General features: G+C 54.9%; 20 protein-coding genes and 2 pseudogenes. 9 read left to right on the forward strand and 13 right to left on the reverse strand.

The annotated features are described in order from the left end of the window. Positions 1 to 11 precede the first annotated feature (11 nt). From gap to fba, 4 genes and pseudogenes are all read left to right on the forward strand, one after another. A pseudogene (gene gap / locus G9Q73_RS15300) lies at positions 12 to 1015 on the forward strand (type I glyceraldehyde-3-phosphate dehydrogenase). 143 nt (positions 1016 to 1158) lie between these two features. Next, positions 1159 to 2340, forward strand: a complete 1182-nt coding sequence (locus G9Q73_RS15305) for a phosphoglycerate kinase (RefSeq protein WP_177420545.1) — start codon at positions 1159 to 1161, stop codon at positions 2338 to 2340. An 80-nt stretch (positions 2341 to 2420) separates the two neighbouring features. After that, positions 2421 to 3869, forward strand: a complete 1449-nt coding sequence (gene pyk, locus G9Q73_RS15310; RefSeq protein WP_177420546.1) for a pyruvate kinase — start codon at positions 2421 to 2423, stop codon at positions 3867 to 3869. A gap of 66 nt (positions 3870 to 3935) precedes the next feature. Next, positions 3936 to 5000 (forward strand): class II fructose-bisphosphate aldolase, encoded by a 1065-nt coding sequence (gene fba, locus G9Q73_RS15315; RefSeq protein WP_177420547.1) that lies wholly within the window; start codon positions 3936 to 3938, stop codon positions 4998 to 5000. A gap of 70 nt (positions 5001 to 5070) precedes the next feature. On the opposite strand, the gene G9Q73_RS15320 is transcribed toward fba, so the two are convergent. Then, positions 5071 to 5334 carry a glutaredoxin family protein gene (locus tag G9Q73_RS15320; RefSeq protein WP_369408909.1) on the reverse strand — a complete coding sequence of 88 codons (264 nt, stop codon included), beginning with the start codon at positions 5332 to 5334 and terminating at the stop codon, positions 5071 to 5073. A gap of 29 nt (positions 5335 to 5363) precedes the next feature. After that, positions 5364 to 6260, reverse strand: coding sequence for a phosphoribosylaminoimidazolesuccinocarboxamide synthase (locus G9Q73_RS15325; protein ID WP_177420549.1), 897 nt, complete (start codon positions 6258 to 6260; stop codon positions 5364 to 5366). Positions 6261 to 6336: 76 nt separating this feature from the next. Here G9Q73_RS15325 and G9Q73_RS15330 point away from each other — a divergent pair, with 76 nt between their 5' ends. The 3 genes from G9Q73_RS15330 to G9Q73_RS15340 all read left to right on the forward strand — a co-directional run bounded on the left by G9Q73_RS15330 (position 6337) and on the right by G9Q73_RS15340 (position 8120). Beyond that, entirely contained in the window at positions 6337 to 7035 is a 699-nt protein-coding gene (locus tag G9Q73_RS15330; RefSeq protein WP_177420550.1) for a DUF8692 domain-containing protein, read from the forward strand. A gap of 84 nt (positions 7036 to 7119) precedes the next feature. Next, entirely contained in the window at positions 7120 to 7557 is a 438-nt protein-coding gene (locus G9Q73_RS15335; RefSeq protein WP_177420551.1) for a hypothetical protein, read from the forward strand. Positions 7558 to 7715: 158 nt separating this feature from the next. Continuing rightward, positions 7716 to 8120, forward strand: coding sequence for a DUF2384 domain-containing protein (locus G9Q73_RS15340; RefSeq protein ID WP_177420552.1), 405 nt, complete (start codon positions 7716 to 7718; stop codon positions 8118 to 8120). Between the two features lie 4 nt (positions 8121 to 8124). Here the strand turns inward: G9Q73_RS15340 and G9Q73_RS15345 are convergent, their stop codons facing one another. The 5 genes from G9Q73_RS15345 to G9Q73_RS15365 form a co-directional block, all read right to left on the reverse strand. Next, on the reverse strand, positions 8125 to 9093 hold the full coding sequence (locus tag G9Q73_RS15345) for an MBL fold metallo-hydrolase (protein WP_177420553.1): 969 nt from the start codon (positions 9091 to 9093) through the stop codon (positions 8125 to 8127). 42 nt (positions 9094 to 9135) lie between these two features. Then, entirely contained in the window at positions 9136 to 10686 is a 1551-nt protein-coding gene (locus tag G9Q73_RS15350) for a lipopolysaccharide biosynthesis protein (protein ID WP_177420554.1), read from the reverse strand. Between the two features lie 204 nt (positions 10687 to 10890). Further along, positions 10891 to 11916, reverse strand: coding sequence for a polysaccharide deacetylase family protein (locus tag G9Q73_RS15355; RefSeq protein ID WP_177420555.1), 1026 nt, complete (start codon positions 11914 to 11916; stop codon positions 10891 to 10893). A gap of 422 nt (positions 11917 to 12338) precedes the next feature. Further along, on the reverse strand, positions 12339 to 14051 hold the full coding sequence (locus G9Q73_RS15360) for a BatD family protein (protein ID WP_177420556.1): 1713 nt from the start codon (positions 14049 to 14051) through the stop codon (positions 12339 to 12341). A 170-nt stretch (positions 14052 to 14221) separates the two neighbouring features. After that, positions 14222 to 14911, reverse strand: a complete 690-nt coding sequence (locus G9Q73_RS15365) for a prolipoprotein diacylglyceryl transferase (RefSeq protein WP_177420557.1) — start codon at positions 14909 to 14911, stop codon at positions 14222 to 14224. 55 nt (positions 14912 to 14966) lie between these two features. Here G9Q73_RS15365 and G9Q73_RS15370 point away from each other — a divergent pair, with 55 nt between their 5' ends. Beyond that, positions 14967 to 15110 carry a hypothetical protein gene (locus G9Q73_RS15370; protein ID WP_177420558.1) on the forward strand — a complete coding sequence of 48 codons (144 nt, stop codon included), beginning with the start codon at positions 14967 to 14969 and terminating at the stop codon, positions 15108 to 15110. A gap of 67 nt (positions 15111 to 15177) precedes the next feature. Here the strand turns inward: G9Q73_RS15370 and G9Q73_RS15375 are convergent, their stop codons facing one another. From G9Q73_RS15375 to G9Q73_RS15400, 6 genes are read right to left on the reverse strand one after another with little or no spacing between them, the layout of a single operon-like run. After that, positions 15178 to 15891 (reverse strand): tetratricopeptide repeat protein, encoded by a 714-nt coding sequence (locus tag G9Q73_RS15375; RefSeq protein WP_177420559.1) that lies wholly within the window; start codon positions 15889 to 15891, stop codon positions 15178 to 15180. Next, positions 15888 to 16913: a vWA domain-containing protein gene (locus G9Q73_RS15380; protein WP_177420560.1), complete on the reverse strand. Its 1026-nt coding sequence runs from the start codon at positions 16911 to 16913 to the stop codon at positions 15888 to 15890. Before G9Q73_RS15380 ends, G9Q73_RS15375 begins: the two co-directional genes overlap by 4 nt. After that, positions 16906 to 17946: a VWA domain-containing protein gene (locus G9Q73_RS15385; RefSeq protein ID WP_177420561.1), complete on the reverse strand. Its 1041-nt coding sequence runs from the start codon at positions 17944 to 17946 to the stop codon at positions 16906 to 16908. Before G9Q73_RS15385 ends, G9Q73_RS15380 begins: the two co-directional genes overlap by 8 nt. Further along, positions 17939 to 18421 carry a DUF4381 domain-containing protein gene (locus tag G9Q73_RS15390; RefSeq protein WP_177420562.1) on the reverse strand — a complete coding sequence of 161 codons (483 nt, stop codon included), beginning with the start codon at positions 18419 to 18421 and terminating at the stop codon, positions 17939 to 17941. Before G9Q73_RS15390 ends, G9Q73_RS15385 begins: the two co-directional genes overlap by 8 nt. A gap of 8 nt (positions 18422 to 18429) precedes the next feature. After that, positions 18430 to 19341 carry a DUF58 domain-containing protein gene (locus G9Q73_RS15395; protein WP_177420563.1) on the reverse strand — a complete coding sequence of 304 codons (912 nt, stop codon included), beginning with the start codon at positions 19339 to 19341 and terminating at the stop codon, positions 18430 to 18432. Between the two features lie 31 nt (positions 19342 to 19372). Continuing rightward, complete coding sequence (locus tag G9Q73_RS15400) at positions 19373 to 20329, reverse strand: AAA family ATPase (RefSeq protein WP_177420564.1); 957 nt, start codon at positions 20327 to 20329, stop codon at positions 19373 to 19375. Positions 20330 to 21054: 725 nt separating this feature from the next. Here G9Q73_RS15400 and G9Q73_RS15405 point away from each other — a divergent pair. After that, positions 21055 to 21966, forward strand: a pseudogene (locus tag G9Q73_RS15405) (GTP-binding protein); the annotation flags it as partial. Positions 21967 to 22030 lie beyond the last annotated feature (64 nt).

Consider the following 22030-nt stretch of genomic DNA (forward strand, 5'->3'; position numbering starts at 1 on the left):
GAGTATTTCTCATGACTATCAAAGTAGGCATTAACGGTTTCGGCCGCATCGGTCGCATGGCTTTCCGCGCTATTGCCAAGGATTTCGCTGGTGACATGGAAGTTGTCGGTATCAACGACCTGCTGGACGCTGACTACCTCGCATACATGCTGAAGTACGACTCAGTTCACGGTAACTTCGACGGCGATATCGCTGTAGACGGCGGCAATCTGGTGGTTAACGGCAAGACCATCCGCCTGACTGCTGAGCGCGATCCTGCAAACCTGGCATGGGGTGACATCAGCGCCGATCTGGTTATCGAGTGCACCGGCTTCTTCCTTACCGAAGAGACCTGTCAGAAGCACATCGACGCCGGTGCCAAGAAGGTTGTTATGTCTGCGCCTTCCAAAGACGGCACCCCAATGTTCGTACACGGCGTAAATCACGACGAATACGCTGGCCAGGCCATCACCTCTGCTGCTTCCTGCACCACCAACTGTCTGGCGCCCGTTGCCAAGATTCTGCACGACAAGTGGGGCATCAAGCGTGGCCTGATGACCACCGTTCATGCGGCAACCGCAACCCAGAAAACTGTTGACGGTCCTTCCCTGAAAGACTGGCGCGGTGGTCGCGGTATCCTGGAGAACATCATCCCGTCCTCCACTGGCGCAGCCAAGGCTGTGGGTGTTGTACTGCCTGAGCTGAACGGCAAGCTGACTGGTATGGCTTTCCGCGTACCCACCTCTGACGTGTCCGTTGTCGACCTGACTGTCGAGCTGGACAGCGAAGCTTCTTACGACGACATCTGTGCCGCCATGAAGGCCGCCTCTGAGTCCGGCCCGATGAGCGAGACCCTGGGTTACACCGATGAGAAAGTTGTCTCCCCGATTTCCGTGGTTGTGGCCAATCTTCCATCTTCGATTCAGGTGCTGGTATTGCACTGGATAGCACCTTCGTCAAGGTGGTCGCCTGGTACGACAACGAGTACGGCTACACCTGCAACATGCTGCGTTTCGTTAAGCACGTCTCTAAATAAGGGCCAAGGAATCAGGGCCAAGGGCCGAGGAAGGCGAGGTGTGTTTTCCTCGGCCCTCGGCCCTGAGCCCTTCAATCCCAGAGCCATTTGGCAAGGCTATCGTCTTCCCAAATCTCTCTGAATCAAACTTACGGAGTGCCAATATGTCTTTCATCAAGCTCACCGATCTCGATCTCGCAGGCAAGCGTATCCTCATTCGCGCCGACCTGAATGTGCCCGTCAAAGACGGCAAGGTCACCTCCGATGCCCGTATCACCGCCTCTATGCCGACTATTGAGCATTGCATCAAGGCAGGCGCCAAGGTGCAGGTCATGTCCCATCGTGGACGCCCCGAAGAGGGCAAGGTGGATGAAGAGAACTCCCTGCAGCCCATCGCCGAGGACATGTCCGCCAAGCTGGGCACCAACGTGCGTCTGGTGAAGGACTACCTGGACAATACTCCCGAGGTTGCTGACGGCGAAGTCGTGCTGTTTGAGAATGTGCGATTCAATGCGGGCGAAAAGAAAGACAACGAAGCGCTGGCCAAGAAGTACGCCGCCCTGTGCGACATCTTCGTGATGGACGCCTTCGGCACCGCGCATCGTGCACAGGCCTCTACACACGGTGCCGGCAAGTTCGCGCCCACCGCTTGTGCGGGTCTGCTGCTGGCCAGTGAACTGGACAACCTGGCCAAGGCACTGGCCAATCCGGCTCGCCCCATGGTGGCCATCGTCGGCGGTTCCAAGGTCTCCACCAAGTTAACCGTGCTGGAGGCCCTCTCCGAGAAGGTTGATCAGCTGGTGGTCGGTGGTGGTATCGCCAACACCTTCCTCAAGGCCATGGGCCACAATGTCGGCAAGTCCTTGTGCGAAGACGGTCTGGTCGACACCGCCAAGGCGCTGGTCGAGAAGATGCAGGCTCGCGGCGCCAGCATTCCGATCGCCACAGATGTGGTTTGTGGTAAAGAGTTCAGTGAAACGGCCGAGGCCACTCTGAAGGCTGCCGGTGATGTGGAAGATGATGACATGATTTTCGATATTGGTCCTGACTCCGCCAAGGAGTTGGCTGATATTATCGCCAAGGCAGGTACTGTTGTCTGGAACGGCCCAGTAGGCGTGTTTGAGTTCGACCAGTTCGGCGAAGGTACCAAGACGGTTGCCATGGCCATTGCCGATTCTGATTGCTTTAGTTTGGCGGGTGGTGGCGACACGATTGCTGCTATCCAGAAATATGATATCTACGACAAGGTCACCTACATCTCCACTGCGGGCGGTGCTTTTCTGGAGTACCTTGAAGGCAAGACCCTGCCTGCGGTTGCCATGCTTGAAGCAAGGGCAGCTGAATAACAAAGTTGAAGCGGTAATCAAGCACCATCGGGCTGTAGCCCGATCGTGACCCTGTCGCTGACACTTAGCTAAAGAGCGTTATGCCAAGACGAACAAAGATTGTTGCAACCCTGGGGCCGGCAACCGACGACCCTAAGATGATGGATAAGATCATTCGTGCGGGGGTGGATGTCGTTCGCCTCAACCTCTCGCATGATCCTCACGATTCTCAGCGAAATCGGGCTGAGAGGATTCGGGATCGCTCGCGTGCGAGCGGCAGGCAGGTCGGCGTACTCTGCGATCTGCAGGGCCCCAAGATTCGTATCGGCCGGTTTAAAAACGATTACATCGTGCTGGACGAGGAAGACAAATTTATACTCGATGCGACCTGTCCGCTCACAGATGGTGATGGAACCCGTGTCGGCCTGACCTATCCTGGTCTTGTCAATGATGTCTCCCGTGGCGATACCTTGCTGTTGGACGATGGAGCGCTCGTTTTCTGGATCTCCGAGGTTGATGGCCATGAGATTCACTGCAAGGTTGTTGTCGGCGGCAAACTCTCCAATAACAAAGGCATCAATAAACAGGGCGGTGGTCTCTCGGCTCCCGCGTTGACGGAAAAAGATCGTGCTGATATCAAGTTCGCTGCGGAGATCGATGCTGACTATCTGGCAGTTTCGTTCGTGCGTAATGCGGATGATGTCATCGAAGCGCGCAAGCTTCTGGAAGAGGCGGGTGGCAAGGGCGGCATCATCGCCAAGATTGAACGGGCAGAAGCGCTGGACTGCATCGAGGAGATCATCGAGGTGTCTGACGCCATCATGGTTGCACGCGGTGACCTGGGGGTGGAGATTGGTGATGCGGAACTCCCCGCAGTGCAGAAGAACCTGATTAAAATAGCACGCAAGATGAACTGCGTGGTGATCACAGCAACCCAGATGATGCAGTCGATGATCGACAGCCCGATACCGACGCGTGCCGAAGTCTTTGATGTGGCCAATGCCGTGCTGGATGGTACGGATGCAGTGATGCTCTCTGCCGAGACTTCGGTGGGTAAATATCCTCACAAGGTCATTGCCGCAATGGATCGTGTCTGTGTCGAAGCTGAAAAGCAGGCGATCGTGCGGCGCTCCCAACACCGTATCGACTCTGTTTTTGGACGCGTGGATGAGGCCATTGCAATGGCGACCATGTACACTGCAAACCACCTCGGCGTGACGGCGATTGCCGCGTTGACTGAGTCGGGTTCCACAACCAAGTGGATGTCGAGAATCAGTTCAGGTATCCCGATTTATGCCTTGACCCGGAATGTGGAGACCCGCAGAAAAGTAACGCTCTACCGTGGCGTCTACCCTGTCAGCTTCGATGTCGCCAGCACCAACATGGGCGAGGTCAATGAAGAAGTCATCGACGAACTGCTGCGCCGGGGTGAGGTTCGTGAGAACGACCTGGTAATCATCACCAAGGGGGATCGCTCCGGTGTTGAAGGCCAAACAAATATCATGAAAGTGATGCGAGTGGGTGAGCATGTGCTGCCCAAAGAGAATTAGGCAGGAACCCATGGGTTCCCGCCAAGCGTTTAACCCAGTTACAGAAACCAACTCAAGGAGGCTATCATGGCCCTGATTTCCCTGCGCCAACTTCTGGATCATGCCGCTGAGCACAGCTATGGCTTGCCAGCGTTCAACGTTAATAACATGGAACAGGTGCACGCCATTATGCAGGCGGCAGATGCGGTTGACAGCCCTGTCATCCTGCAGGGTTCTGCCGGTGCCCGTTCCTATGCCGGAGAGCCCTTTCTGCGCCACTTGATCGAGGCTGCCATCGAGATGTACCCCCACATCCCGGTCTGCATGCATCAGGATCATGGTGCATCTCCAGACATCTGCCTGCGTTCCATCCAGTCCGGCTTCAGCTCCGTTATGATGGACGGCTCTCTGATGTCCGACGCCAAGACCCCCTCTACCTACGAGTACAATGTCGATATCACGAAGAAAGTCGTCGATATGGCTCACTCTGGTGGCGTCTCTGTTGAGGGCGAGTTGGGTTGCCTGGGTTCACTGGAAACCGGCATGATGGGCGAAGAAGACGGCCACGGTGCCGAAGGCAAGCTGGATATGGATCAGCTGCTGACCGATCCTGAAGAGGCCGCTGATTTCGTCAAGAAGACCGGAGTTGATGCTCTGGCCATCGCAATCGGCACCTCTCACGGCGCCTACAAGTTCACCCAAGAGCCTACGGGCAAGATTCTGCGTATCGATCGCGTGAAAGAGATTCACGAGCGCATCCCTGGTGTCCATCTGGTTATGCATGGCTCATCTTCCGTGCCCCAGGACTGGCTGAAGATCATCAACAGCTACGGCGGCGACATGGGTCAGACTTATGGTGTGCCGGTTGACGAGATCGTTGAAGGTATCAAATCCGGCGTGCGCAAGGTCAACATCGATACCGACCTGCGTATGGCATCCACGGGTTCTGTCCGTCGTCACCTGGAAGAGAACAAGAGCAACTTCGACCCACGTAAGTTCCTCAAGGAAGCGACTAAAGGCATGTCTGATATCTGCAAGAATCGCTATGAAGCGTTTGGTTCTGCCGGTATGGCTTCCAAGATGACCGCGATCTCCCTGGAGACCATGTTTGGTCGTTACGAGAGTGGCGAACTGGATCCCAAAGTCAGCTGATCGGGTGGATTCTATACAAGAAAAAGGGGCGCTTGGTGCCCCTTTTTCGTGCTTGAAATAATGGATGGGGTTAGATAAGGATCCCGGCATGCTCAAGCGCCTGCTTGAGTTGCTTTGGGGCAAAGCCAGGCAACTGCTGGTCGCCGATAACGATCATCGGTACGCTTCGCCCTCCCATGCTGAAAAAACGTTTCTGCATTTTTCCGGCCTTGCCGACATCAAACTCCAAAAACAGCACCTCGTTGGTCTTCAGCCACTCTTTGGCGCGCTTGCAGTGGGGGCAACGCTGGGTCGTGTAGATTACCACCTTGGCGGCGTTTGAATTGTTATTCACCATAGGATTCAACATCTATTCCCAATCGGTCAGGCGCCAGTCAAACGCTTCTCCGCCTCCCGGTATTTCTCTGCGGTTTTACGAATGATCTCTTCAGGCAATTCAGGACCCGGCGGGGTTTTGTCCCAATCAAGAGTCTCCAGGTAGTCGCGCACGAACTGTTTGTCGAAGCTGGGTGGGCTGATGCCGGTGCGGTATTCACTTGCAGGCCAAAAACGGGAAGAATCAGGGGTCAGCACTTCATCGATCAGATGTACGGTGCCGTGATCATCCAGGCCGAACTCAAATTTGGTGTCGGCGATGATAATGCCCTTTTCGCGGGCAAAGTCGGCAGCTTCTGTGTAGATGCCAAGACTCAGGTCACGTACCTGCCCGGCAAGATCCTGCCCGATCAGGTCGACGGTCTTCTCAAAACTGATGTTTTCATCGTGCTCACCCACTTCGGCCTTGGTCGATGGCGTGTAGATTGCCTCAGGCAGTTTGTCTGCCTGCTGTAGTCCTTGCGGCAGTTGAATACCGCAAACCCCTCCGTTGCGTTGATAATCTTTCCAGCCGGAGCCGATCAGATAACCCCTGACGATAGCTTCGACTGGCAGAGGCTTGAGCTTGCGTACGACGATTGCCCGGTCACCCAGTGCCGAGCGCTGGTTGGAGTCCGGGATGACAGATTCAAGGGGGATGTCAGACAGATGGTTCGGCACCTGATCTCTGGTTCGTTCAAACCAGAAATTTGCCACTCGCGTCAGCACCTCACCCTTACCAGGGATGGCTTGTGGCAGAATGACGTCAAATGCGGATAGACGGTCACTTGTAACGATCAACAGATGATTATCGTCGACAGCATAGATATCGCGGACTTTCCCCCGGCTAACCCGTTCCAGGCTTGGGAGATTGGATTCAAACAGGGTGTTATTTGCTTTGTTCATGGCGCTTGTTAGTTTAACAAAACTGTATTATAACCCGCTCAACATCAGCTTTCTTCCCATACTCACAGTTTATCCTATGCAAATCGTATTTTCGGCTGAGAAGGTCGTTCGGATCCTGTTGTGGATTGTCGCATTTTTGACCATTGCCAACACATTGGGACAAATTTCACACCATTTTTTGGGTCACAGCCGGCTTTTTGGTCTGGTGTATCTCTTCAACTTGAACAGAGAGTGGAGCATTCCGTCTTTCTATGCCTCATTCGCGATCCTTTTCTGTTCTCTGCTATTGACCCTGATTGCCTGGGTTCACCATCGTAGAGGAGAGGTGGATTTCAAGTACTGGTATGGTCTGGCGGTAATTTTTCTCCTGCTTGCAATCGATGAGTATACCGATATCCATAATCGCATCTTTGAACCTGTCCGCAGTCACTTGAAGGTTATCGGCTTGATCTCCTATGCGTGGCTGCTGGTCTACGTACCGCTGCTGCTCGCCATGCTTTTGATCTATCGACGATTTCTTGCCAGATTGCCAAAGTCGACCGCCAAGTTGTTTATCCTGGCTGGTGTGGTCTATCTTGTCGGTGCCATTGGAATCAACTTTATTGGTGATCAATATACTTATCATGAGAGAGATGCGCTCTCCTATTCAGTTATCTACACGTTCGAAGAACTCTGTGAGATGCTTGGGATTATCATGTTTATCTATGCTCTCCTGAAGTATATGGAGGGATATATAGGGCAGTTGGCATTGGTCTTTCTTGATAGAGAGAAGTAACAGGTCGTCTATTGAAACCGATAGAGAGTTTGATGAGTATTAATCCCAGGAAACCCATAAGCAGATTGTTAGAGTCGGAAAATCATGAATGAAGAGAACGACTATCTTCGTGCCTTTCGTGGCAGTTTTACCTCAGCATTACGCTGGCACCATCTGGATAGTTTATGGGAGGTGTTACGTATGGATGCTGGCGGAGGGTGGTATATCTATGCGGTTGGCGAGCAACCTCCCTCCGGGGTGGTTGATGCGGATGGCTTCAATCATTTTATCTCTGAAATCGATGAACTGCTGCGAAAAGAGCATGATGAGGATTACTGCGGCATTGTTTATGCGGACGATCTGACCGCGCCCTCTTTCGTCAAGATATACGATCCCAATAATCTGGGTGTCTCCTGTGGCTATAGTGATAATCCCCCTCTGCCGGGTTGGGTGATGAGCAAGACCCAACCTGTTGACCTGCCGTCAACTCAGGTACTCCCCGGAAATCGAAAGCGCTGGTGGCGTAATCTGTTTGGCGGTTAAATTCGCTGTACCCTGTAAATCCCTGACTGTTCATGGGAAATAGGCCCGATTCCCCGTGCTAGACTTTCGTTGACAATCCTGTTTGGCAGGTAAGAAATTGACGAGTGATATTTGGTTGGGTTATGAACGAAACAGTACAAGAAAGCGGGAATTTGTATTTGGAAGAGCGTTTGGAGATGACGCGTGGCGTACTGAATATGCTGAAAAACTGGGGACTCAGAGCGGAAGAGATGATGGCGCTGCTGGACCTGGAAGGAAAGCCCCGTCATATGGCACGATATATGAGCGATCAGCCTTTACCCAATAACCCAGGCATCACCAAACGAGTTGAGTATCTGATCCGTATAAACGATGCGCTTCGTACCACCTACCCGCTGAATCCGGATATGGGGCGGCGCTGGATGCGTCAGCTCAATACCAAGTTACAAAGGCGTTCACCCCTGGCGGTTATGATCGAAGGTGGAGAGCGTGGGTTGGTGAATGTACTTTGCCACCTTGACTGCACTTACGCCTGGGACATGAGTGGGTCGAAAAACACCTCCCGCAGGAATATCTCAGGGTAAGACTTTATCCGGGCTGCCTGGCCTGTTCCCTCTCCCTGCGTTGCAGCCAGACATCCAGTCCTTGGGCATTCAATTCGATATCCATGGCCAGCAGTGCCTTGAGCCGGGGTTCCGCCAGCGAACAGCCGTGCTTCATGAGCGCGCTATTGGTCCATGCCCATAATCTTTGCTGGATTCCGGCAAGGCGGTTCTCTGCTTCCACCGTCAGGGCAATCTCTGCAAAATCGTCGATAGCCCGGTGCAGGTCATCTGCCAGCCGGTTCATGTCGCTCACTTTTCCATAGTGGGTGAGGTAAGCGCTGGATGGGTTCATCTCCATCAGTCTGCTTAATGTTGCCTGCCAGGCTGGTGGGTCGAACTGGACCGGGGTGGTGGTGGGCAGAATAAAAGCCCCCTTGGAGGTATCCAGGTCCCGATAAGAGAGACCAAAGGTATCGCCGGTAAAGAGTCCTTTACTCCTGTCGTCATAGATGCAGATGTGGTGCCGGGCATGGCCAGGGGTATCGAGGCAGAGCAGAGACCTGCCGCCGAGTTCGATCACAATCTCGTCGGATGCCTCAATCACTCTCTCCTGCGGGATGGGAATCAGCCGGCCAAAGGCTTTGCGGAACCCTTCCTCACCGTAGACCGCAGTGGCGCCCGCAGTCAGTTTTGTCGGGTCGACCATATGGCGGGCGCCAAAAGGGTGGACGACAAGCTGCGCTTCGGGGCACTTTTCCATCAGTGCGCCAGCACCCCCTGCGTGATCCAGGTGAACGTGGGTCACGATGATGTACTTCACTTGGTCAGTGGTCAGTCCACGGGTTTCCAGTAGCTTGAGAATGACAGGCAGGGTATAGGTTGTGCCTGTATCGACAAAAGCCAACTTTCCCTGCGCCTCGATCATGTAGCAGGCCGCAAGACCTGACCGCTGATAACCTGTGTCGATACAGGTTATGGCGTGCTCTAGGGTCTGATAGGGAGAATGGCCCATGTTCAGTGAAGATATTCTTCTCGTGGTTGGATGATGCCGCTGCTATTTTGCAAACGCGAGAATACGCTTGGTGATCTTCTTTTTGAAGGACTTGGGAAAGAGCACGATCCAGTAGATGATGAATAGGATAATGCCACCTCCCAAACTGCCGTAGATCAGGATTTCAACAAAACGGTCACCCAGCAGATGGCGCACCAACAGCAGCCAAAGTGTAAAGGGTATGACTGACAGCAGGGGAGTAAAGAAGACCTTCACAATGAATGAACTGAGCGGAACCTCCAAAACCTTGCAGGAGTGGTAGGGGACCAGGAGTCCAAAGGTGATAAAGATAGGTACTGCGATTAAGAAGGCAGCGCCTTCCAGTGTCCATCCAATGGTATTGAGTGTGGTAATGCCGATAACAAGTGAAGCAAGGGTGATGATAATGCTCCACTTGCCGATAAAGCCATGCATATTTATTCCCATCAACACACGGTAGAACGGGTCCATCGAAATCGGCAGGAAGTAAGCAACGGCCAGGACGAGAATGATGGTCATGTTGACATATTCACTGCCCATCCAGACTGTCATGATGACGTCGCCGTAGATGACAAAAGCAATCAGAAAGGGAGTAGTGAGGGCAACGCCATACCTGGCTGTGGTGATCAGAAGCTCTTTCAGTTCTTCGGTTTTGCCGGCGCCATGCAGTGCGCCTACTGTAGGTATCAGCACATAGGTGAATTTACGCACGAATGTTTCAATGTGCCTGACGATGGCCACGGGTCGGGTGAATATCGCCAAGGCCGCAGGCCCCAGATTACTGACAATAAAGACGCTGGTGGTTTGCAGCAGAATGATGGGCACAATCGCAGCTGCGAAGGTTTTTCCACCAAAGTGGATCAGCTTTTTGGCACGAACCCAAGTGGCGGAGTGGAGGTGAAATCTCAATTCAGGGCAGATATGACGGGCATAGATCATACGGATGATCTCGCCAAACAGGGTGACGACAAAATAGATGATGCTGATGCTGACCAGTTCTCCGCCCATTGTCAGGGCAGTGATCATGCCGATTACCGTGATGAGATAAAACCCTGAACTGATGGCATTATGCATCCCCCAGCGATGATAACCAGTGATGACCCCTTTGGCGGGTTCCAGCGCCATCTCTGCAGCGAAGGTCGCGCCCAGAAATAGCATGACCCCCTGTGCTGTCTCCAGGTTGCTGCCGAGTTTTTCAGCGAAAAAGATGGGCAGTATAAAGTAGAGGGCTGTGACAACAAGCAGCACCATGGCTGCGATGAACACCTGGATCACCAGTACGGTGGAAATCGTACCGCGCATCTCGTCGAACTCTTCGCTGGCCCGATACTTGGCGATATAGCGGTTCAATTGTGAACCCAGGCCCATGGTGGTGAGGCGCATATAGGCTACGAGTGACCAACAGAAATCCCAGATACCCAGCGCCTCCTGGCCGATGTTGTTGTCTATCATTCTGGGCATGACGAATCCCGCAACGATGAAGACAAGATACCCCGCCCAGCTGGTGATGACATTCCAGATCATTCTGTCGCGACCGGAAACATCCTCTTTTTTTTCATTTGTTGAGTCAGACACTGCGCTATACCGTTTTCAGAGAGTTGTTTCGCTTGTCGAAATATGGATCTGGGTGGAGCATGATCCATTTGATCACAGATTGAAGCGCATTTGTTTGGACAAGTGTTTCAGCGCTGAATAAAGGATTTCAGATTCTACGCTGTCAGTAGCGGTCGAGGATAACACGGACCAGAGCGAAAATCCGGGAGTCAGGTCATGCGTGGATCAACTTGAAAGTCCGGCGGTACTGGCCAGCAGGAAGAGTGGATCCTTCTTGCCGGAAATCGAGATCCTTTTCAGCTTGAAAGGGTCGGCGCCTGGATCGTTGATTCCCTCATCGGTGGTCACTGCCGAGGTGTATCCGGTCTCTTTGAGTATATCGACGGCTTGTTGATTCCAACTGCCGTTTGGGTAGCAGAAATGGTGACAACTCTTCCCTATGACCTTCTCTATTGCCTCTTTTGATCTGACGACCTGATCCCGCGACGCTTCAGCCCCCGTCTGGCCCAACCGGACGTGATCCACGGTATGGCTGCCAATGGTGATTTCGGTGGTGCGTGAGATATCGGCTATCTCGTCCCAGGTCAAAATGGCGGACCAGGGATCATCTTTGACAATCTGCTTGATGCTCATGCCACTCTGTTTTTCAAGTGATTCCGCCAGTTGATCGAAGTAGTCACGCATCTCTATGTCAGGCATATCGGCATGTTTCAGAATGCCACGCAGCCGGGAATAGGATCGAGCCAAGGTGTCTCTGTTGGACTTATCGATGGTAATTTCAGTCTCTTTGTAGCGAATTGTTTTCCCGTCGATGTCCGCAAACTGTAGCGCATAATCGAGGCGGTCGACCCAGAAGGGGCGTTGTTCCTCAGTGTGGCCGGTGGCGACATAGAAGACGGCAGGAACGCCATATTTCTGCAGTATCGGCAGTGCATGGGTTGCATTGTTTCTGTAGCCGTCGTCGAAGGTAACGACGCAACAATTGGGCTTTGACGGCAGTCGTCCCTCCAGCATGGCAACAGCTTCATCGATAGTGACAAAGTTGTAGTAACGACTGAAGAGTTTGAGGCATTGCTCAAGATATTGAGGTGCAAGCTGCGGCCGAAGCGGCTCCCATGAGGATGCTTCCGCCTGGGTATCCATGACGCCGTGAAGCGTAAAAATTGTAATTTTTTTTCTTTTGAGAAAAAGTAAAATCTTTAGGGCGCCAACCCGATGCAGGATTTTTAGAATAGCCAGTTTAAGATTCATCTTGTCCCTGTATAAAAAAGTGATCAGTGTGATTTCATGATATTGGGCTTTCCAGAGCACGGCTTAACGGAATTTGTCCTGGAAGTTTTGTACTTGCCCCTGCCCCGCGTCTTCTGTCAGTTAACCCCGGATGATATTGGCGCTCTTTGGCAAATGGGTACTCTGACCGCAGCTCTCAGTAAATTGTAAATATTTATAAATTCAGATGATAGCCTGAGATGCACTTTTTGTGTACGGGGGAAAGAAATGAGATTCAGAAGGCGCGTAAAAGATTTCCGGAGACCACGGGGTCAAGCTTAATTTGTAACTATCCAACGATTTTTCTAAACAGCGAGTATGTCGCACGTAAAACAGTGTACACACCCTACAGCACTTGGTGAATTCGAGGAATTGAGGTGGCTGCAGTTCTGGGTTATCTGGTTCTATGCGGCAGCCTTGGGGTTTAGTTCCGGCAGGCGGTTGTCAATGCCATGTTTTTTTCCGCTGCGTCGGGTGCGAAGCAGAGCCACGCCGGGCCGTATCTCCCGTTTGAAATCCCGTTTCCAGGCTTCGAAATCGAGTTTTGCGTGCCCATAAATTGCCTGATCCAAATCGTGTACGAGGCGACGTACCCGCTGAGGGTTGGATCTCGGCTGAAAAGCGATGATGCGGTCTGCAATGTCTGCGAAAGGCGCTCGCGGTGGCATACCCATATGTTTGTTGGCCAGGAAGCGCAGAGTGTAACCCCAGACGTCTGGATCATTTTCCTGATCAACGCAGCGTACGCAGAACCAGAAACGGATCGACAGCGGTAGCATGCCGACCAGTTGACGGCGCAGTCGTTGCCACTTGGTAATTGGATTGAGGCAGGCAGTGGTGGCGCGAAACTTCTCACTGAACGGAGCGAAAGCTGGCGCCATGTTCAGGAAAGGCTTCTTCAGTGCAAGGGTGAGCGGAGCAAATGCAGCGGGAGGTTTTACCTCACGTTTTCTATTGGCGATCCAGACCGCCAGCCAGTAACCGAAGATAATACCCAGTGCCACGGCCAGTGGGATCCAGAATGCCGCGGGGGAGCCGGCCGGGAAAAATGTGCTCGGCTTGGTCAGGCCGAAAAGCCCTTCCCCCCTTAAACCACTGCCGCTGACAGCCAAGGGTTTGACGGGCTCGGAGGCATGCTGCGGCATGCCTGTCCTGATATTCCACCAGGGTACACGCAACTCGGGCAGTTGCAGGTCACCGCCATGCTGGGGGACCAGCGTGAAGGTTTCGATGCGGCTTCCCAGAATCTTTTTGCCACTCTTGCTGAGATTGGTTTGGGTGCGAGTCTTCTCCCGGTAAACCCGGAAGGCAGGGCTTTGCAGCTGACGTTCGAGACTGGGCAGGAGATCACCGGACGCACCGATGGCCCTGATTTCAATCGTCAGGCTGGTGGGTTGCCCGGCAGCGAAGCGGGCGTTCTCCGGTAGTTTCGTTTTGAGGGTCAACTGTTCGAGCGGCAGCCAGGGATTGATGGAAGGATCGGCATCTTTGACATCGAGTATCAGAGGCTTATCACTGGTCGCTTCGAAAGCCTTGGGAACGCTGCCGTATCCACTCATAGGTTTCAGTGTTCCAGTTACGTGAAACGGCGGAATCTCGATCTTTCCAGGGCGCAGTGGCGTCACCTGGTAGATAAATCCGGTCACGATCTCCTGATTTCCTTTACGGGTGCGGGAGCTGGCTGTGGGGCCCTCGATCTTCTGGAAAATGAGCGCGTCGGTTTGCGGCAGTTGTGGTGTGGCGGTTTTGAGGTTGCCGTCACTGATGATGTTGAGATGGAGTAACAGGTTCTCCTGCAGATAGGGGGTTCTGCCTGAGAGTTTGATCTCCAGGCGAGGTGGACGGGACTGTTGGTTGTAGTACGGTGTTTGGTTATATCCCGGGCGCTGCATGCCCGGCCAGCCACCAGGTCCGTAAGAGGGGGGCTGCACGGTTGGCGGGGGAAGTTCCGGCGAGGGGGTACCCTTGTTGCGCTGATCCGGTGGCGCATAGTTCCACTGGCTGACTGGGGGTTGCCATGGCATATAACCGGGGTAGCCTCCGGGCGCCGCTGTGACATTGGTCGCCAGCAGCAGCAATAGCAAAATGCCTGTAAGGTCGCGCAATTTTTTGTCCATCCTCTGATAGCTTCGGTGGTTTTCCGTTTTATTTGATCTTTTCATGAGTGGTCGGAGTCAAAATTTATGGGCATCACGTTATTGGAAGCCAAGCGGCTTCGATCAAATTTGACACCGACCCCGGCAGCAAACAGACCTGGTGTGAAAACTGTCTTCTGTCCGCTAGCCGATTACCAGGGCCGCGTCTCAAAATCGCGGCCGCCTTTGCTGCGCAAATAGTCGTACTCTTGGAGTTTGAACTGTTTTTGCATCAGCTCCGCCGGGTCGCCTTCGACCTGCTCCAGCCACTGCTCCATCAGTGCCATGCCTCCACTCATGCGGGATTGACTGTCGCCACCGGGGCCGCCGCTTTGCTGTTGGTCGGCATCAGGGGTCGACATATCACCCATCTGGTCGACTTGATCGACTGCTTCAGGGGTTGGTTGACCCTGTGGCAGTATTTCCGGGTCTTGTTTCTCCTCTCCCAGTCTGCCAGCAGTGGGTTGATCCTGCTCTGCTGAATTTTCATCCGGTGACTCTCCAAGGCTAGCAGACTTTTCCTCGGGTGATGGCTCTTTACCTGCAGCATCTTCCTGAGGTTCATCCTGCTGGTTGGCCTCTGCATCCTCTGCTTCTGACTGCTCCTGTTCGGACTTCCCTGCCTGGTCAGTGCGGTCTTCCTGTTCGCCGCCTTCACCTTCGTCCTGCTGTTGTTCGCCGGTCTTGGTTTCTTCCGACTCCTCTTCGCCAGCCTCACCCTGCTGCTCCGGGTCATCCTTCTCCTGACCCGCTTTATCCTGCTGTTCGGTTTCGTCCTTTTGCTCACCGGACTGTTGGCCCTGCTGCTCGTCCTCGGATGAACCCTCCCTGATCCTGTTCACCCTGCTGTTCGCCTTCCTGCTCTTCTGACTCTTCGCTTGAGGCCCCGCTCTGCTGTTGATCCTGCTGTTCTCCGCTCTCCTGCTCGCTTTCGGACTCTCCCTCGCCCTGCTGCTGCTCTTCGCTCTGCTCGCCGGATTCCTTCTGCTCTTCGGACTCCTGTTCGCCGGATTCCTTCTGCTCTTCGGACTCTGTTCTTAGTTCATACTGCTCTTCGGACTCCTGCTCGCCGGATTCCTTCTGCTCTTCGGACTCCTGTTCGCCGGATTCACTCCTGCTCGCTTTCGGACTCTCCCTCGCCCTGCTGCTCCTCTTCGCTCTGCTCGCCGGATTGGGACTCCTGTTGCTCCTCTGACTCCGACTCTCCCTCTTGTTGCTCTTCGGACTCCTGTTCGCCGGATTCCTTCTGCTCCTCGGACTCCTGTTCGCCGGATTGCTGCTCTTCCTCTGACTCCTGCTCGCCGGACTGCTCCTCCTCCTCTGACTCCTCCTCTCCCTGCTGTTCTTCTTTTTCCTTTTCTTCCTGTTTTTCTTGTTCCTCTTTTTCCTGCTCCGCCTTCTCTTCTTCGGTCAGTTCATCCTCTTCGGGCTGCTCCTTGGCCATCAGGGTACGTGTAAGCGCCAGGTTGTAACCGGCATCCTCATGTTTGGGGTCATCTGCCAATACCGACTCGTAGGCTTCGACAGCGCCTGGATAGTCCTCTAACCTGAAACGCGCATTGCCCAGGTTGTAGCGTGCATCCTGCTCTACCTCGTCCCGCTCCACAGTGGCAAAACTCTCGGCCGCCGCTGCATAGTCACCCGCCCGGTATTGGGCCACGCCACGGCGATAGGGGTCGCTGAAATCCTTTGCCGCCTCTTCATAGTGCCCCTGCTGATAGGCGTCCTCAGCGAGCTGTTCGCTGTTGCGGAACCACTCGGCTTGTGTGGGGGCGCAAATCAGAAGCAGGAGGGGGAGGAGTGGGATGAGGTGCCTGTTCATAGACCCCCCTCCGTTTGCTGGCGCCGAAAAGTGGGCAGCAAAAGCAGTACAAGTGGAATCAGCATCCAGTAAAATCGCTCGTTCCAGATCCTGGTCTTCTCATCAGTGGCTACCGCCTCTGCAGCGTCGGAGGCAGCGAGGGTGAGAAGGGTTCGGCTGTCATCATCGCGAAAGTTTGCCTGTAGATAGTGGCCGTTGCCCGTTGACGCCAGCTGTTTGAGCAACGGCTCGTTGAGTCGGGATTCGATAATCTTGCCTGCGCGGTCGCGCATCAGGTCGCTCAGACCGGTAGGTGCGGGTACCGGACCGCCGCCGCTGGTGCCGATGCCGAGCACATGCAGACGGATGCCGTCTGCCGCCAGGGTTTTGACTCGTTTGGCCAGGTCGGGCTCATCGAAGTCGCCGTCGCTGATCAGCAGGATCGAGCGTCCGCCCTCGCTGGGCTGGCCTTTGAGCAGCTGTTCCGCCTTGTCCAGTGCAGTATGCAGACGGCTGCCCTGCAATCGAGTCAGGTCGGTGGAGAGCGCGGGCAGGGCGTTGAGGATGCTCTGGCCGTCTTCCGTGATGGGTGAGACGATATGGGAGACTGAAGCGAAGGCGATCAGGCCGATGCGGACCTCCCGGTTGAGCTGTATTAGATCCTGGATCTCCTGACGGGCACGCCCCAGACGGGAGGGTTGCACGTCGGCCACCTCCATGGAGCGGGAGATGTCCATCAGAATGATCAGGTCGCTGCCGGGGGTAAATGCCTCCACGTCAGTGTAGTCCCAGCGGGGGCCGGCCATGGCGATCACCGCAAGAATCCATAACAGCGCCCAGCGGATGAAACGTCCCCAGCGTTCGTTGACCTCAAGTTCCCGTACGCCGGTGAGGTGGGGCAGCAGATGCTCATCGGCGTAGAGGTGGATTGGCCCCTTGCTGGGGCGGGTGACGCTGAAGATCAGCCAGCCGAGCACCGGCAGCAGTCCAAACAGGGCGAAGAGCCACTCCGGGCGGGCAAAATGGAAGGCTGCATCAGGCATAGCCTCCTCCCTTCAAGGTGCGTTTGCGGCCCTCCGGAAAGAGTCCCATGACCAGCAGGCAGATAAGCCCGATGCCGAGGGGCCAGTGGTAGAGCGGTTGTGGAATGAAGATGGTGCGGGACTCCGCTTCGGTCTTCTCCAGCTCGTCGATACGCTGGTAGATCTTCTCCAGAGCCGCAGTATCAGTACCCCGGAAGTAGGCGCCGCCGGAGGTTTCCGCAATCTGCCGCATCACCTCTTCGTTGAAGCCGAGATCGCTGCGATAGATCAGCCGTCCGTTCTCCATGATCGGTACCTCTTTACGATCACTGCCGACGCCGATGCTGTAGATACGGATACCTTCCCGAGCTGCCAACTGCGCCGCTTTCAGCGGGGGGATGGTGCCTGCAGTGTTTTCGCCGTCGGCGATCAGTAACAGCACCCGCGAGCCTTCCGGGCGATCGCGCAGTTTCTTGACGCCCAATCCAAGGGCATCACCCATGGCCGTACCATTACCGGCGATGGTGGGAATCACATCGTTGAGCAGGCTGTTTACCGCCCTGCGGTCGAAGCTCAGAGGTGACAATACATAGGCCTGACTGCCGAAGATAATCAAGCCGATGCGGTCCCCCTGGCGTCCATCGATGAATTTGCCCACAACGCCTTTCACCACCTGCATGCGGCTCACCTGCTTGCCTTTGACAGTGAAGTCGAGGGCGTCCATGGAGTGGGAGGCGTCCACCGCCAGCATCAGGTCGTAACCGGCAGTGCGATTCTCCGTGTAGGGTTCGAGCCACTGGGGGCGCATCAGCGCAAGCACCAGGGAGATCCAGAGCAGACTGAGCAGGATCCGGTAGAGCAGGGCGATGATGGGAGTGCCGGGACGGCGGCTCTGAAAGGCCTCCTGCAGATGCTCCAACGAAGGGTGGAGCAGGGTGGTCTGGCTACCCTCGGTCAACGTCTGTTCCTCACTCTTCGGGCGATGCCAGAAGAGTCGTATCAGGAACGGCAGGACCAGCAGCAGCGCCATCCAGGGCCAGTGAAATTCAAACATGACAGGCCTCCTCACTGCTGACCCAGCGGACGGCGGCGTCGATCAGACGGCCAAGGGCGGCACGCTCGGTATCGAGTCCCGGTGGGGCGTAGGGGAGTTGCAGCAGCAGTTTGCCATTCTGCTGCCAGTCGAAGCCGGATTTGTCATTCTTCTTCAGCCACAGCAACCAGGTCTCTCCGGTCAGAGCCGCTGCATGGGGCCGGCCGCAGCGGGCGATGGCGATGCGGCGTAACAGTTCAGAGAGCTCCCCTGCCACCTCTTTGGTGGCCTGGGTTTTGAGTTTGCGTTTTAGTTGCAGCAATCGACGGCGGGCATCTTTCTGCCAGCGTCCGAGGGGATAGAGCCTGCGTTGACGCAGCAGCCACATGACGAGTAGAACGAAGAGCACGATGCCCAGCGCGGAGAGCCACCAGCCGATGGCCAGGGGCCACCAGGAGGCGGGGTCGATTGTGTGGATGTCACGCAGCGAGTCCATATCGATAACTAGCGCGCGCCGAAGTGACGGGCAAGTGCGCGGGTCAGGGTGATGTGGATCTCTTCGTCGGTGCTGACGGGCATCAAGGGTACGCCGAGGCGATTGCAGAGTGCCTCGAGTGTGCTGCGGCGCCGTTGCCAGATCTCACGGTAGCGGTCACGGGCCTGTTGATCGCGGGTATCTACCTCTATCAGCTCCCCATCCGGTCCCGCAAAGGTAACCCTGCCCATCTCAGGGATTTCGCTTTCCGCGGGATCGTCTACCGGGATCAATACCAGCGTATGGTGTTGGCAGAGACGTCCCAGTGTCTGCTCCAGACCGGCTATCTCCCGATTCATATCGGCAATAACGAAGATCAGCGATCCGGTGGGGGTACCCCGGTCTGCCTTCTGCAACGCCTCGGAGAGGCAGTCGATCTGACGTTTCTCCTGGCTGCCCTCAGTAGTGAGGGAGTGCAGCAGGCGCCAGAGGGCGCGGCGGCCCTTGGTGGGACGGATATACTGCATGCCGATTCCGGCGTCGCCAAACAGCATGCCACCCACCCGATCATTGAGCCGCGAGGCTGCCCAGCCGAGCAGGGCTGCAGCCTTGGCGGCCTGAATCGATTTGAAGGTACCGCGGGTGCCAAAGCTCATGTGTGGTCCCTTGTCCACACAGAGCACCACGCTGCGCTCCCGCTCTTCACGGAAGATCTTGAGGTGGGGAACATTGGTGCGGGCGGTGACGTTCCACTCCATATTGCGGATATCGTCGCCCTCCCGGTATTCGCGCACCTCCTCGAAATCGAGACCGGTGCCACGGAACACTGATGAGTAGAGACCGCTGAAACTGGAGTTGACCAGGTGGTGCGAAGCCAGACCAAGGGTATGGGCCTGATGCCGCAGTTCCAGCAGGTCGTCGATATGGGGGTAGAGACTCATGGCGAGACGCTTCCTCTGACAACCGGCGGGATTAAGGGATTGCGACCATGTCCAGCAGACGCGCCAGGAAGTCGTCTGTGGTGATGCCCTCGGCCTCGGCTTCAAAGGTCAGCAGGATGCGGTGACGCAGAATCGGCGGCGCCACAGCCTGAATATGGTGTGGGGCGACGAAATCCTCGCCGTCGAGCCAGGCCCGTACCCGGGAGCAACGAGCCAGCGCGATACTCGCACGGGGAGAAGCGCCGAATCGGCACCAGCGGGCAAGGTCGGCATCGTAGGCCTTGGGATTGCGGGTGGCCTGCACAAGATCCACGATGTAGTTGTTCAGTTTTGGATCAAGGTAGAGTGCCGCCGCTTCCTGGCGGATTGCGAACAGATCGTGCTGGGAAAGCTGCTTTGACGGGGGTTTGGGGGGTTCCGTCATCTGGCTGCTGTCCAGCGCCAGAATCTGCAACTCCTCTTCGCGGCTTGGATATTCCACGTTTGCCTGCATCAGGAAGCGATCGAGCTGGGCCTCCGGCAGTTGATAGGTCCCCTCCTGCTCAATCGGGTTCTGGGTGGCCAGCACCATGAAGAGCTGCGGCAGCGGATAGGTCGTCTGGCCGACAGTTATCTGATGTTCCGCCATCGCCTCAAGGAGCGCGGACTGGACCTTGGCGGGGGCGCGGTTGATCTCGTCGCCGAGCAGGATGTTGTGGAAGATCGGTCCTTGGCGAAACTCGAACTCTCCCTTTTCGTGGCGATAGATGTCGGTGCCAATGAGATCCGAGGGCAACAGATCGGGGGTGAACTGGACGCGATGGAAGTCAGCCTCAATCCCCTCGGCCAGTGCTTTGACCGCAGTGGTCTTGGCCAGGCCAGGCAGACCTTCAACCAGTAAATGTCCGTCGCTGAGCAGGCAGATCAACATCGAATCGATGAATTTTTGCTGCCCGATGATGCGGGAGGCCAGATGTTCGCGGAGGGGGTCGAGGTCGGAAGGATTCATACTACAGCTACTTCTATAATGGGTCGTTATCGGTCCATCACGCCTCCCAGTGCGCTTGCTGGGCGACTGATGCGTTGATGTCAATCTTGTAATCAGCGCCATCCTGTCGCCAATTTGGATAAAGTGCAAGCAGTAGAAGTGTTGTGAATTATTTGATTATTAGAATTTTATTAATTGCCTGCAGATGATTTTATCCAGCTGTTCGGTTTTTGCAGATTCCAAAATGCACTTTCGCCAACCCCCTGATAATTATGACTGAACTTTGTGGTAAAGCCGCTTTTTCAGTGTGTTGCGTGGTGATTTATTCACACGGCGCCTATTGCAGTTCCTGTGGCGAGGTATTTGTCAACAGTCAGAGTGCAAAAAATTTATGTATTGATTTTATCCTTTATATTCAGTTGGTTAGTAGATCGTTTATTTTTTTTACAATCTAAAGACAAGTCAATGTTTATGCGGGTTTCAGGCCGATGTCCCGATTTTTTCAACAGAGTTATCCACAGATGATGTGAATAAGTGGGAAGTCGTTTTTCAAAGCGGGGTTACAGCTGTTTTCAAGCAATATTCTGATGAATATTCGCTAACGTGTTGATTTAACTTTTGGGGAGGGATATCTCTCAGTGGAGAGCCTGTTTCCCGGGATATATCAAAAATCTGAAATATTGAAGCGTAGAGCGGCAGGGTTTTGGGTATAATCCCCGCTCTTTTTTTGGACCGGACTGTAATCAGTGATCGAGAAGCTCAGAAATATCGCCATCATCGCACATGTTGACCACGGCAAGACCACGCTGGTGGACGAACTGCTGAAACAGTCTGGAACCTTGGGGGAGCGCTTCGGCGAAGTCGAGCGGGTGATGGATTCGAACGACCAGGAGAGGGAGCGTGGCATTACCATCCTCTCCAAGAATACTGCGATCCGCTGGAAAGACTACCGCATCAATATCGTCGATACTCCCGGTCATGCCGATTTCGGGGGTGAGGTGGAACGGGTGCTCTCGATGGTCGATTCGGTACTGTTGCTGGTGGATGCTCAGGAAGGTCCGATGCCGCAGACCCGCTTCGTCACCCAGAAGGCCTTCGATCATGGTCTGCGCCCTATCGTGGTGATCAATAAAATAGACAGACCTGGCGCCCGTCCCGAGTGGGTCATCGATCAGGTGTTCGAACTCTTTGATCGTCTTGGCGCCACTGACGAGCAGCTCGATTTCCCTATCGTTTACGCCTCGGCCATCAACGGCTACGCGGGTCTGGGGGAGAGTGTGAGCGATGGGGACATGACGCCGTTGTTCGAGGCTATAGTCACGCATTGTCCGGTGCCTGATGTGGACCCTGATGGTCCTTTGCAGATGCAGATCTCCAATCTTGACTACAACAGCTACGGGCGCTATCGCAGTGGGCCGCATCGCACGGGGGACCATCCGCCCCAACCAGCAGGTGGTTGTGGTCAAGTACGACGGCGAGGAGCACAAGGCCAAGGTCGGGATTGTGTATCGATACCTGGGGCTTGAGCGGCACGAGATCAAGGAGGCGAAGGCCGGCGATATCATTGCCATCACGGGTATGGATGCGCCAAATGTCTCTTTGATACTCTCTGCGATCCGGATAATGTGGAACACCTGCCCCCTCTGAGCGTGGATGAACTTGTTGCCCCATGACTCTCCCCCAGGTCAACTAGCAATACGTAACCGAACGGAAGCACAACAA

Origin of the sequence: endosymbiont of Lamellibrachia barhami (assembly GCF_011947365.2) — a bacterium.
In the GTDB taxonomy this organism is placed as follows: Bacteria; Pseudomonadota; Gammaproteobacteria; order Chromatiales; family Chromatiaceae; genus QGON01.

Excerpts from the sequence above, each read along its gene's own strand:
- G9Q73_RS15385 (WP_177420561.1), bottom strand. The coding sequence starts at position 17,946 with ATGTTTGAATTTCACTGGCCCTGGATGGCGCTGCTGCTGGTCCTGCCG.
- G9Q73_RS15305 (WP_177420545.1), top strand. The coding sequence starts at position 1,159 with ATGTCTTTCATCAAGCTCACCGATCTCGATCTCGCAGGCAAGCGTATC.
- G9Q73_RS15360 (WP_177420556.1), bottom strand. The coding sequence starts at position 14,051 with ATGGACAAAAAATTGCGCGACCTTACAGGCATTTTGCTATTGCTGCTG.
- G9Q73_RS15330 (WP_177420550.1), top strand. The coding sequence starts at position 6,337 with ATGCAAATCGTATTTTCGGCTGAGAAGGTCGTTCGGATCCTGTTGTGG.
- G9Q73_RS15355 (WP_177420555.1), bottom strand. The coding sequence starts at position 11,916 with ATGAATCTTAAACTGGCTATTCTAAAAATCCTGCATCGGGTTGGCGCC.
- G9Q73_RS15380 (WP_177420560.1), bottom strand. The coding sequence starts at position 16,913 with ATGCCTGATGCAGCCTTCCATTTTGCCCGCCCGGAGTGGCTCTTCGCC.
- G9Q73_RS15375 (WP_177420559.1), bottom strand. The coding sequence starts at position 15,891 with ATGAACAGGCACCTCATCCCACTCCTCCCCCTCCTGCTTCTGATTTGC.
- G9Q73_RS15335 (WP_177420551.1), top strand. The coding sequence starts at position 7,120 with ATGAATGAAGAGAACGACTATCTTCGTGCCTTTCGTGGCAGTTTTACC.
- G9Q73_RS15325 (WP_177420549.1), bottom strand. The coding sequence starts at position 6,260 with ATGAACAAAGCAAATAACACCCTGTTTGAATCCAATCTCCCAAGCCTG.
- G9Q73_RS15400 (WP_177420564.1), bottom strand. The coding sequence starts at position 20,329 with ATGAATCCTTCCGACCTCGACCCCCTCCGCGAACATCTGGCCTCCCGC.
- pyk (WP_177420546.1), top strand. The coding sequence starts at position 2,421 with ATGCCAAGACGAACAAAGATTGTTGCAACCCTGGGGCCGGCAACCGAC.
- G9Q73_RS15390 (WP_177420562.1), bottom strand. The coding sequence starts at position 18,421 with ATGGACTCGCTGCGTGACATCCACACAATCGACCCCGCCTCCTGGTGG.
- G9Q73_RS15395 (WP_177420563.1), bottom strand. The coding sequence starts at position 19,341 with ATGAGTCTCTACCCCCATATCGACGACCTGCTGGAACTGCGGCATCAG.
- fba (WP_177420547.1), top strand. The coding sequence starts at position 3,936 with ATGGCCCTGATTTCCCTGCGCCAACTTCTGGATCATGCCGCTGAGCAC.
- G9Q73_RS15345 (WP_177420553.1), bottom strand. The coding sequence starts at position 9,093 with ATGGGCCATTCTCCCTATCAGACCCTAGAGCACGCCATAACCTGTATC.